This window comes from Klebsiella terrigena, from assembly GCF_006539725.1.
GTDB lineage: Bacteria > Pseudomonadota > Gammaproteobacteria > Enterobacterales > Enterobacteriaceae > Klebsiella > Klebsiella terrigena.
Genome location: NZ_BJNO01000001.1, coordinates 576,155 through 587,745 on the forward strand (window position 1 = coordinate 576,155; position 11,591 = coordinate 587,745).

At 58.3% G+C, this 11,591-nt stretch carries 7 protein-coding genes and 1 pseudogene; 4 read left to right on the top strand and 4 right to left on the bottom strand.

Features of this window, described 5'->3' with window-relative positions:
- Positions 1 to 51: 51 nt before the first annotated feature.
- The gene (mqo, locus tag RTE01_RS02790) at positions 52 to 1,704 is read right to left on the bottom strand and encodes a malate dehydrogenase (quinone) (protein WP_041147649.1); all 1,653 of its coding nucleotides are present in this window, start codon (positions 1,702 to 1,704) and stop codon (positions 52 to 54) included.
- Positions 1,705 to 1,969: 265 nt separating this feature from the next.
- A complete protein-coding gene (locus tag RTE01_RS02795; protein WP_134526281.1) occupies positions 1,970 to 2,890 on the bottom strand; it encodes an N-acetylmuramic acid 6-phosphate etherase in 921 nt (306 codons plus the stop codon).
- 174 nt (positions 2,891 to 3,064) lie between these two features.
- Here RTE01_RS02795 and RTE01_RS02800 point away from each other — a divergent pair, with 174 nt between their 5' ends.
- Together RTE01_RS02800 and dcuR are read left to right on the top strand one after the other, a co-directional pair.
- Positions 3,065 to 4,684: a sensor histidine kinase gene (locus tag RTE01_RS02800; protein WP_134526284.1), complete on the top strand. Its 1,620-nt coding sequence runs from the start codon at positions 3,065 to 3,067 to the stop codon at positions 4,682 to 4,684.
- On the top strand, positions 4,681 to 5,400 hold the full coding sequence (dcuR, locus tag RTE01_RS02805; protein ID WP_041145775.1) for a two-component system response regulator DcuR: 720 nt from the start codon (positions 4,681 to 4,683) through the stop codon (positions 5,398 to 5,400). Before RTE01_RS02800 ends, dcuR begins: the two co-directional genes overlap by 4 nt.
- On the opposite strand, the gene RTE01_RS02810 is transcribed toward dcuR, so the two are convergent.
- Both RTE01_RS02810 and RTE01_RS02815 read right to left on the bottom strand, forming a co-directional pair.
- A complete protein-coding gene (locus RTE01_RS02810) occupies positions 5,381 to 6,334 on the bottom strand; it encodes an FAD:protein FMN transferase (protein ID WP_134526287.1) in 954 nt (317 codons plus the stop codon). The genes dcuR and RTE01_RS02810 overlap by 20 nt on opposite strands.
- 54 nt (positions 6,335 to 6,388) lie before the next feature.
- The gene (locus tag RTE01_RS02815) at positions 6,389 to 9,166 is read right to left on the bottom strand and encodes a flavocytochrome c (protein WP_134526290.1); all 2,778 of its coding nucleotides are present in this window, start codon (positions 9,164 to 9,166) and stop codon (positions 6,389 to 6,391) included.
- A gap of 636 nt (positions 9,167 to 9,802) precedes the next feature.
- On the opposite strand from RTE01_RS02815, the gene RTE01_RS02820 reads away from it, so the two are divergent.
- Both RTE01_RS02820 and RTE01_RS02825 read left to right on the top strand, forming a co-directional pair.
- On the top strand, positions 9,803 to 11,314 hold the full coding sequence (locus RTE01_RS02820) for an anion permease (RefSeq protein WP_041145778.1): 1,512 nt from the start codon (positions 9,803 to 9,805) through the stop codon (positions 11,312 to 11,314).
- A gap of 53 nt (positions 11,315 to 11,367) precedes the next feature.
- A pseudogene (locus tag RTE01_RS02825) lies at positions 11,368 to 11,591 on the top strand (fumarate hydratase); the annotation flags it as partial.

Below are 11,591 nucleotides of genomic sequence, written 5' to 3' on the forward strand. Positions count from 1 at the left end.
CAGCTGCTGAGCTGACCGGCATGACGCGCGTGGGCGGAGTTAATACGGCGGCTACAGCGCCATATCGTGCTGCGGCGATTCCGCAGGCTTAAGCTCGGCAGACGGCGCGGCGGCGGCCTGGGAGTGGGTCATATCAATCACCGGCGGCTTGGTCAGCTGCAGCGTTGCGGCGGTATCGTCCCACACCTGCTGGGTCAGCGCCGGGCTGTCGTTCAGCTTCTGACCATAGCTCGGCACGATCGCGTGGATACGGCTCTGCCACTCTGCGGAGCTGAACTGCTGCGGGAACATCTGCTTCAGCACGTTCAGGGTAATCGGCGCGGCGGTAGAGGCGCCCGGAGAAGCCCCAAGCAGCGCGGAGATGGTTTTCTGCTCGTCAACCACCACTTCGGTTCCCAGCTTCAGGATCCCGCCCTTCTCGGCGTCTCTTTTAATGATCTGCACGCGCTGGCCTGCCTGAATCAGCTTCCAGTCCTCTTTACGCGCTGCCGGATAGTACTCTTTCAGCGCCGCAAAGCGGTCATCGTCGCTAAGCATCACCTGGCTCACCAGGTATTTGACCAGATCGAAGTTGTCGAGACCGACGTGGGTCATCGGCAGGACGTTATCGGTAGTGGTGGTGCTCAGCAGGTCGAAGATCGAACCATTTTTGAGGAATTTAGTCGAGAAGGTGGCGAACGGCCCGAACAGCACCACGCGCTTGCCGTCAATGAAGCGGGCGTCAAGATGCGGAACCGACATCGGCGGCGCGCCGACCGAGGCCTGGCCGTAAACTTTTTGCAGATGCTCTTTGGTCACCGCCGGGTTTTCGGTCATCAGGAAGGAGCCGCCCACCGGGAAGCCCGCGTAGTTGTCAGCTTCCGGAATACCGGTCTTTTGCAGTAATTTCAGCGCGCCGCCGCCGGCACCGATAAAGACATATTTCGCGTCAATCGTCTGCTCGTCGCCGCTATTAACGTTCTTAATCGTCACGTGCCACGAATTATCGGCATTACGCTTAAAGGCGGTAACTTCAGAGGAGGTTTGCAGCGAGAAGTTATTACTTTTCTTCAGGCTACCGATCAGCTGACGGGTTATTTCGCCGTAGTTGACGTCGGTCCCGACCGGGGTCCAGGTGGCCGCCACTTTTTGCTGCGGATCGCGCCCTTCCATCACCAGCGGCGCCCACTGTTTAATTTGCGCATGGTCGGTGGAGAATTTCATTCCCTGGAATAAGGCGGTTTGCTGCAGCGCGGTATAGCGCTTTTGCAGATAATCCACGTTATCGCCCCAGACGAAACTCATGTGCGGGGTGGAGTTAATAAAGGAGTGCGGGTCGCGCAAAATGCCGCGCTTGACCTGCGCCGTCCAGAACTGACGGGAGATCATAAACTGCTCGTTGATATCCAGCGCCTTGCTGACGTCGATAGAGCCGTCCGCACGCTCAGGCGTGTAGTTCAGCTCCATGTTTGCCGAGTGGCCGGTACCGGCATTGTTCCAGCCGTTCGAGGACTCCAGCGCCACGCCGTCAAGCTTCTCTACCATCACCTGCTTCCAGTCCGGCTGAAGTTCCTGCAGCCAGGTCCCGAGCGAGGCGCTCATGATCCCGCCGCCAATCAGCAGAAAATCAGTTTTCTTTGCGGCGTCGGTATTTGCGTAGGTTGCCGTACTGACGAACATCGCCAGCGCGGTGAGGGATAAGATCGAGTTTTTTATTGCAGGCATAATAGAATTATCGCATAGCATAATGAAATAAGTGCAAACATGTTAACGCACTTTCATTATATTTTAAAATATCATTTACATTTTCCGCACAGTTAATCAATTATTTTATTTCACTTTTTTAACTTAAAAAACCAGGAAATGATTAATGAAATTAAAACGGGTCAACGCAGGGCGATAATTAGAGGGCTGGCGGCACATGCGCCGGTTTATTTAGTTACATAAGGCAAAAATAGCGGCGCGCGGAAATATAGCGCGCCGCTGATCATTAACTCTGCGACTCTGCCAGCTGATGCGTTTTATCCCGTAACGCGATGCGCAGATGATCGTTGTTTTCCATCAGCAGCTCCCGCGCCTGCCACGCGTCAAGCCCGGCGAGCAGCATCAGAATCGCCGTTCGACAGTGCTGGTTGCAGGCGGCAAGCGCGGCTTTCGCCTCGCTGCGCGAACAGCCGGCGGCCTCCATAACGATGGCAATTTGCCGTTCAGCCCAGCGTGGGCTGGTGGCCTGCAGATCGACCCGCAGGTTGCTGAAGACCCTGCCGCCGCGAATGGCCAGCCCGGTGGTCAACATGTTGAGCAGCTGCCGCTGCGCCAGCTGCGCTTTGGGGTTACCAAACCCCGCCACCGCTTCCGGGCCGGTTTGCGGCGCAACGATAATATCGGCCAGCTGCGCCGCTTCGCTATCCGCCTGCTGGGTCAGCACCGCCACCGGCGCACCGAGCGACCAGGCATGGCGCATCGCGCCCCAAACCCACGGCGTTTTGCCGCTGACCGTCAGCGCCAGCAGCATATCGTTATCGCTGAACCGAAGCGCCTGCAGCTCAAGGGCGCCGAGATCGTAGTCGTTAGCGGCCGTTTCCATCTCCTGCAGCGCCGCCGCTGGCCCGCCGGCAATGAGCCCAACCAGGGAGTGTTTCTCCTCGGGCGCAAACTCGCTGACCGCCTGCAGGGCTGCGCGGCCGGATGCGCCAGCGCCGACAATCACCAGCCGCCCTCCGCGGCTCAGGGTTGCGGCGGCGTTATCGACCAGGCGGGTCATGTCTTCCAGGCAGGCGTCGATGGCGTTGGCAATCTGCCGGCCGTCGGCGTGCAGTAGCGTGAGCATGTCATAGGTGGTGAGACTATCGATGCGGCGGGTATCCGGGTGGCGTCGTTCCGTCATTGAAGCGGTTGGCTTACTGCTCATAAAAACCTCCATTTAAATAACTCCGTATTTACTATAGGGATATTTAACCTCGCCTCCTGCGAGTGGGGTCACGCTTCCCGGCTCCCGGCGGCGGGATTATTGCTTTTTTACATGCCTTTAAGAAATTCACACCTTCAGCGATAATAGGCCTTCGCTGTTTACCCTGGGGTTGTTATGAACGAGTTAGCGGAGCAGGAACCGCCCGCACGCAGGCGCCGTAAGAGCATGAAGCTGAGTACCGCCGTGACGCTGATGATTGGCAGCGTGCTGGGGTCGGTGCTGCTGCTGGTGTACGCGCTGTGGTTTATCCAAATCAGTGATACCACCCGCGACGGGCTGAAGGACACCGCCCTGGCGGTGGCGCGAACGCTGGCCGATATGCCGGAAGTGAAGCGCGGCCTGACCCTGCCGGCGGACAGCAATATTATTCAGCCGCTGGCGCAGGCGATCGTTCGGCGCAACGATCTGCTGTTCGCGGTGGTTACCGATATGCAGGGTATTCGCTACTCGCACCCCAACGGCCTGATCATCGGCAAGCGGTTTATCGGCGATGACATTAATCCCACCCTGCAGGGAAAGGAGAACGTTGCCGTCAACCACGGCGTGCTGGCGCCCGCCCTGCGCGCCTTTACGCCGGTCTTTGACGCGAACCATCGGCAAATTGGCGTGGTGGCGATCGGCATTTCGCTCAGCAAGGTCGATACCCAGATCGCCAACAGCCGCTGGGACGTCCTCTTTACCGTACTCTTCAGCGCCCTGGTCTGCGGTATCGGAACCTGGAGCCTGGTTCGCGGCCTCAAGCGCGTGCTGCTCGGCCTTGAGCCGCAGGAGATCTCCACCCAGTTCCAGCAGCGCCAGGCGATGCTGCATTCGTTAAAAGAGGGCGTGGTGGCGGTCGATACCGAAGGACGGGTGACCCTGATCAACCCCGCCGCGCGCGAAATGGTGTTCAGCGGCCCCGATAAAACCCTCGCCCATACGCCGCTGCTCGCCGATCTGCAGGAGGTCCTGCGCACCGGGAAGCCCATTTACGACCGCGAGCTCGGCTGCAACGGCCTGCTGCTCATCAGCAACACCGTGCCGGTGCGCAGCCAGAATGCCACCGTCGGCGCCATCAGCACCTTCCGTGACAAAACCGAGGTCAGCCAGCTGCTGCAGCGCCTCGACGGCATGGTCAACTATGTGGATGCGCTACGCACCACGTCCCATGAGTTTATGAATAAGCTGCACGTGATCCTCGGCCTGCTGAACATGAAAAGCTATGACAAGCTGGAGGAGTACGTGCTACAAACCGCCCATAATTATCAGGCGGACATCGGCGAAATCCAGCATCGCATCAAATCTCCGGTGGTCGCCGGCTTTTTGATTGGTAAAATCCAGCGCGCGAAAGAGCGCGGGTTTAGCCTTAGCCTCGCGGAAGAGAGCCTCGTCCCCGACTGCCCGAACGAAAAGCAGATTACCGTGCTGGTCACCGTGCTGGGCAATTTGATTGAGAACGCGCTGGACGCCATGAGCGGCCAGCACGAGGGCGAAGTCAGCCTGTTGCTACACTATCAAAACGGCTGGCTAAGCGGCGAAGTGAGCGACGACGGCCCGGGGATCCCGGAGGCCAATATCGACGCCATCTTTAATAAAGGCTTCTCCACCAAAGGAGAGAATCGCGGCGTCGGCCTGTTTCTTGCCAGCCAGCAGCTGCGCGAACTGGGCGGGACGCTTGCCGTCGAGTCCGAACCCGGCGTATTTACCCAATTTTTTGTTCATCTTCCCTGGGATAGTAAAAGGAACAGTGCGTGATAAATGTATTAATTGTTGATGACGATGCCATGGTCGCCGAGCTGAACCGCCTGTACGTGGCGAGGATTTCCGGTTTCCGCTGCTGCGGCACCGCATCGACGCTGAATAAGGCCCGGGAGATGATTAACGACGGCGAGCTGGAGATCGATCTGGTGCTGCTCGACGTCTATATGCAGCATGATAGCGGCCTGGATCTGCTGCCGACCATTCGCGCCTCCGGCCGCGCCATCGACGTAATTATGATCACCTCCGCCGCCGATGCCGCAACCGTACAAACGTCAATGCATTACGGCGTTATCGATTATCTGATTAAGCCCTTCCAGTTCCCGCGTTTTGAGGAGGCGTTAACCGCCTGGCGCGAGAAAAGAAAGCTGATGACCGGACAGACATATTATGAACAGGCTGACGTTGACCGCCTGCTGCACGGCGACGCGCCGGAAGCCACCGACGCGCGCAAGCTGCCGAAGGGGCTCACCTCGCAAACGCTGCGCACGCTGTGCCAGTGGATCGATGCCCACCCGGCGACCGAGTTCTCCACCGACGAGCTGGCGGTGGCGGTGAATATTTCCCGCGTCTCCTGCCGCAAATATCTGATTTGGCTGGCACAGATTAATATCCTCTACACCAGCATTCACTACGGCGCCACCGGCCGCCCGGTCTATCGCTATCGGCTGGTCGCCGAGCAGTACGGCCTGCTCAAGCAGTACAGTCAGTGAGCCGATAGCCGCTATCCAGCAGCTGAAAGCGAAAGCGGCGCTGCGATGAGAGGATCACTTCGCGATTTTTAGTCACAAAAATCGCTTCAATATCCTCCCGTTGACGCAGCGCCGCGCGCCCCTTCTCCACGCCCAGGCCGTAGATCAGGGTGGTCCAGATATCGCCGTCGAGGGAGTCGTCAGAAATGATGGTCACGCTCTCCAGCTCGTTATCCAGCGGATAGCCGCTGCGCGGGTCGAGAATATGGTGCCAGCGCCTGCCGTCCTGCTCGAAATAGCGCTCATAGATGCCGGAGGTCACCACCGACTGGCCGCTCACCGCAATCGCGCCCACCAGCTCGTCGGATGCGGCAAAGGGTTTTTTCAGCCCAATGGACCACTCCCCAAGAGTATGCACGTTCCCCCCGAGATTAATCAGCGCCGCGTCGACGCCCTGGCGCCGCAGGTCATCGCGCACCCGATCGGCAATGTAGCCTTTGGCGATGGCGCCAAGATCGATCTCCATGCCCGGCTGGGCAAGAAACACGCTGCCCGCCGCCTCATCGAGGATCACATCCTGCGGCCGGGTCAGCGGCAGACGGGCGGCAATATCTGCCGCCGCCGGCACGCTGCGCCCCTGAAAGCCGATGCGCCAGAGCTTGACCAGCGGGCCAATCGCCAGGTTGAAGGCGCTATCCCGCATCATGCTGGCGGCCTTCGCGCACTGGATCAGCTGAAACACCGGGCGGCTGACGGCCACCGCATGGCGACCGGCGGCATGGTTAATATCCATGACCTGCGACTGAGCTCGGTTGACGGTAAGCAGGTCTTCATAGCGTTTAATTAACTGGAAGGTACGTGAGGCGAGTTGCTCATCGTGACGCAAGAGCTTAAGCAGAATGGGCGACCCCATTAACACGGCGGAGTAGCTATAGACGCGACTGTCGTCAGACATGGTTGCAGCTCCTGTGGATGACCCCGGCGCGCGGCCGGGGCAAATCGCTAAATGTTATCCTCTGGCGCGTATTGCCGCCTGGTGGCCTGCCAGGGTACCAAAGATAATGATATCCGCCACCGCATTGCCGCCGATGCGGTTGCCGCCGTGGATGCCGCCGACCACTTCACCGGCGGCATAGGCGCCCGGAATCGGCTGCTGAGCGGTATTTAACACCGCGGTCGCGGTATTAATCGTCACCCCGCCCATGGTGTGGTGAACGCCCGGGGCGATGCGGATCGCGTGGAACGGCCCTTCGTTAATCGGCGCCCGCAGCGCGGTGGTGCGGCCAAAATCTTCATCGCGCTGGGTTTCAACAAAGCCGTTGTAGCGCTCAAGGGTGGCAAGGAAGGCATGGTAATCCATCCCCAGCTTCTCCGCCAGCTCGCGCGGGGAGCTGGCGCTGGTGGCGAGCCCTTTGGCGATGTATTCATCGGCCGCCTTGTTTTTTGCCCGCACGTGCTCGTCAAAGACGATCCAGGCGTACTGCTCCGGCAGCGCGATAATCGCCGCCGAGACTTTATCGCGGGTCGCCAATTCGTTGTAGAAGCGCTGACCGCGCTGGCTCACCAGAATCGCCCCGCCGCCGCGAATCGACTCCGAAATCAGGTATGAGGTCTTCTGCTCAACGGTCGGGTGGATCTGGATTTCGCCCATATCCACGGTGCCGGCGCCGATGCGCTCCAGCAGCGCGATGCCGCCGCCGGTCGCTCCTTTATGGTTGGTGGTGACAAAGCCGGCGAGGTCCGGACGGTATTTGACCACCATCGCGCTGTTGGCGCTGAAGCCGCCGGTGGCGACCACGATGCTCTTCGTCTGCACCTCAATGCGCTCCTGCTCGTCGTTCAGCAGACGCACGCCGCTCACCTCATCGTTGGTCATCAGGATCTCTTCGACCGACGTATCCAGCATCACGTCAATCCCGCGTTTGCTGATATTGCGCACCAGGCCGCTGATCAGATAGCCGCCGACCGCCGACCCGTCGCGCGGACGGTGGGTTCGGTCAATGCTCATCCCGCCGGTGGTGGTGATGTCGTTAAGCATGATCCCGCGGCGGGCCAGCCACTCGATCGCCTCGGGGGCGTTCTCCACAAAGCGGCGCAGCAGCTCAGGGTTGTTTTTGTTATGCCCGCCCTTCAGGCTCTCCGCAAAGAACAGCTCTTTGCTGTCCACAATCCCTTTTACCCGCTGGAAGCGCGTCTCCGCGGCGTTCATCCCGGCGGAGGCTTTAATGGTGTTGCCGCCGATAGTCGGCATTTTTTCAACGATCAGCACGCGGGCGCCTTCATCGTGGGCCTGAATCGCCGCCGCCAGACCCGCGCCGCCGCTGCCGACCACCACCACGTCGTAGCTTTTCACCGCCCGATCGTCGCCGCCTTCCTCAACTGCCAGCGCTTTGCTCGATTTCAGCATCGCTTTGGATACCGCTTTTTTCACCGCTTCGCTTTGGCTGGTGGCGCCGGAGATGGCGTCAACGTGCGGGGTGTTGGCGGTCAAAATACGCTCGCGGATCTCTTCAAAGCTGGTGGTGAACTCCACGGTCTGTACCGCGGCAGCGGCCAGCTCAACGTCAGCGATACGGTCGTTCTCAAGGCTGACGTGGATCACCAGCTCGCCGGCCTCATCCTGTACGCTTTCGACAAAGACGCCGGGCTTAAACTTCGCGTCGCCCATGCTCATATCGCGGATCATCGCTTCCACCAGCGAGAAGCGCCACAGCGGCTCCGGAATATGCAGCGCTTCGCGGCGGGTGCTGTCGATAAACAGCTCCAGGTTTTCACCCTCGGCAACGCGGTCGGTCCAGTCCGGGTAGGCGATGCAGGCCCGTCCGACGGCGATCAGATCGTAGCCGTGATCCAGTCCCTGCTCGGCGTCCGCGGCGTTGACAACCCCGCCAACGCCCATCACCGGAACCTGCGCGAGGCTGGCGGAGCGCAGCGAGCAGTATTTTTCAATCAGCGGCGTCGGATCGCGGGTATCAACGATGGAGGGACGCAGCGAAGCGCCCACCGAGAAGTGCAGATAGTCGAGGCCCCGCGCCGCCAGCTTTTCCAGCAGGTAGAGGGTGTCGTCAAAGCGGATGCCCGGCTCTTCCAGCTCTTCCGGCGAGAAGCGGTAGCCGATAATAAAAGCGTCGTCCGCGTACTGGCCGGCCATTTTATGGGTGATATCCAGCACCGCCAGCGGGAAACGGGCGCGGTTGTCGCGGCTGCCGCCCCAGCAGTCGTCGCGCTGGTTGGAGTTCGGGGAGTAGAACTGCTGGATAAGATAGGTATTGGCGCCGTGGATTTCGACGCCGTCAAAACCGGCCTGAATCGCGCGGCGAACGCCGTCACCGAATTTCGCGATGGTCTCCTCGACTTCCTCTGTACTCAGCGCGCGCGGCATCGCGGCGCCGTCGCGCGGGGCGGCCAGCGCGCTCGGCGCGACCGGCTGGCGGCCGCCGATAAGCTGCGGGTCGACCATGCGGCCGCCGTGATAGATCTGCAGGATAGCCTTCGACCCTTCCGCCTGGATGGCTTCGGCAATTTTGGCAAGGCCGGCAATTTTTTCATCACTGTCGATACCAATGGCGCCAGGGAAGGCCAGGCCATAGTTATCGATAAAGCAGCACTCGACGATGATGGTCCCGATGCTGCCCGCACGGGCGCGGTAGTACTCCACCAGCTCGCTGGTGACCGAGCCGTCATAATAGCCGGTACAGGTGGTCATCGGCGCCATAAACAGGCGGTTTTTTAGCTCAGTTCCGTTTGGCAAGGTAAAGGGCTGCAAAATACGTTGATTACTGGTCATAGTAATACTCCAGATTTTAAATATTGAAATTCAGAATTCGCTAAGGAATTTATTTTTGGTTGTGTTTTTCATTCCTGTTTCCATGTTAATAATATAGCGAATTTTTTAGTTACCAAATCACTTACGTTAGTTAAAAAACTATTTAATACTCACAATAACATCACTACTCCTATCGTATTATTATTTTAAAATACAATGTTTACACAAAGCATAATACCGATAACAAACAAGACACTTTTGTTAATGAAAATAAAATTACCAATTCCCATTTAAAACAATAAAAATCAACACTTTAAATCAAAGCATCTTGTTAATCACACGCTAAAAATCGACTAGAATTTAACATTTAGCGGTATTTTATACAAATAACCCCTTTATCCCACAGGGTTATTGCGCAAAATAAAAAAAACGCCAGACCCCTGGATTTATTGATCTCAATCAATTGCAATTCGACATCAAAGAGCAATATATAAATAACAAACGAATTTAATTTAGCGCCCTAAAAAATGCGTTAAATAACCGTCGCGGTGATAATAAAAACCAACAATTAATAACTAAAGAAAGTTTTGAAATTAAAGAAAGCGAAAAAATCACCGATGGCTCAACCTTATTTTTAACTACTTGCAGATACTCATTATGAAAGAGAAAAAGACAACCATATCGCCTGCCGGCGCAGCCAGTCCTAAGGCTGCTGATAAGCGTCGTCTGCTGATGATGGCGCTGCCCATTATCGTGGCCGTAATGCTGCTCTTCGTCCCGGTGCCTGACGGCCTGCCGCCCTATGCATGGCACTACTTCGCCATTTTCGTTGGCGTGATCGTCGGCCTGATTTTCGAACCCCTCCCCGGAGCGGTGATCGGCATCACCGGGGTAGTGGTTATCGCCCTGTGCAGCCAGTGGCTGCTGTTCGACCCGGCACAGCTGGCGGACCCTAAATTCAAGCTGGCCGGCGCCTCATTTAAGTGGGCGGTCAGTGGGTTTGGTAACTCTACCGTGTGGCTGATTTTCGGCGCCTTTATGTTTGCCGCGGGCTACGACAAAACCCAGTTTGGGCGCCGTCTGGCGCTGATTCTGGTGAAGTACCTTGGCCGCCGCAGCCTGACGCTGGGCTACGCCATCACCTTTGCCGACCTGCTGCTGGCGCCCTTCACGCCGTCGAATACCGCCCGTAGCGGCGGGACCATTTACCCAATTATCGCCAACCTGCCGCCGCTGTATGGCTCTAAGCCTAACGACCCTAGCGCCCGCCGCATCGGCTCCTATCTGATGTGGGTCGCCATTACCGCCGCCTGTATCACCAGCTCGATGTTCCTTTCGGCGCTGGCGCCTAACCTGCTGGCGCTGGCGCTGGTGAAAAGTATCGTCGGTATCAATATCTCCTGGGGCACCTGGTTCATCGCCTTCCTGCCGGTGGGCGTGCTGCTGATTGCGGTGATGCCGCTGCTGGCCTACTGGTTCTATCCGCCGGAGGTGAAGATCAATGATGAAGTGCCTCTATGGGCCGCACGCGAGCTGGAAAAGCTTGGCCGCCTGTCGCGTAATGAAATTCTGCTGCTGGTGTTTGTCTGCTTCGCGCTGACGATGTGGATCTTCGCCGCCGAGTGGGTTGAGCCGGCGCTGGCGGCTCTGCTGGTTATCGTTCTGATGCTGTGGACCGGGGTCCTGTCCTGGAACGATATCACCAATAATAAAGCGGCGTGGAATACCTTTGTCTGGTTCGCCACCCTCGTGGCGCTGGCGGACGGCCTCTCCTCTACCGGCTTTATCGCCTGGCTGGGTAAAGAGGGCGGCGCGCTAATGAGCGGCATCTCGCCGGGCGTGGCAACGGTCGTCCTGCTGCTGGCGTTCTTCCTGCTGCACTACCTGTTTGCCAGCACCACCGCCCATACCACCGCGCTGCTGCCGGCGATGCTGACCATCGCCTCCACCATTCCGGGAATGAATATGCAGGTGTTCGTGCTGCTGATGGTCACCTCGCTGGGCATTATGGGGATCATCACCCCGTACGGTACCGGCCCAAGCCCGATCTACTACGGCAGCGGCTATCTGCCGACCAAAGACTACTGGCGCCTCGGCACCATCTTCGGCGCCATCTTCCTGGCCGCCCTGCTGCTGATTGGCTATCCGTGGATGTCCATGATGTTCTGATTCACAACCGTCGGGGTCACTCCCGGCGGTTTTACTCTTAGGGAGCTTAAACAATGTCGACTAAACCGTTTGTTTATCAGGAAGCGTTTCCGCTGGCGAAAGATGAGACTGAATACTATCTGCTGAGCAAAGAGCACGTCAGCGTCGCCGGGTTCGAGGGCGAGGAGATTCTCAAGGTTGCGCCTGAAGCGCTCACCCTGCTGGCCCAGCAGGCCTTCCACGACGCGGCCTTTATGCTACGCGTCTCCCACCAGCAGCAGGTGGCATCAATCCTGCT

Coding starts and splice junctions, on each gene's coding strand:
- RTE01_RS02800 (WP_134526284.1), top strand. CDS start 3,065: ATGAACGAGTTAGCGGAGCAGGAACCGCCCGCACGCAGGCGCCGTAAG.
- RTE01_RS02795 (WP_134526281.1), bottom strand. CDS start 2,890: ATGAGCAGTAAGCCAACCGCTTCAATGACGGAACGACGCCACCCGGAT.
- RTE01_RS02815 (WP_134526290.1), bottom strand. CDS start 9,166: ATGACCAGTAATCAACGTATTTTGCAGCCCTTTACCTTGCCAAACGGA.
- RTE01_RS02810 (WP_134526287.1), bottom strand. CDS start 6,334: ATGTCTGACGACAGTCGCGTCTATAGCTACTCCGCCGTGTTAATGGGG.
- RTE01_RS02820 (WP_041145778.1), top strand. CDS start 9,803: ATGAAAGAGAAAAAGACAACCATATCGCCTGCCGGCGCAGCCAGTCCT.
- mqo (WP_041147649.1), bottom strand. CDS start 1,704: ATGCCTGCAATAAAAAACTCGATCTTATCCCTCACCGCGCTGGCGATG.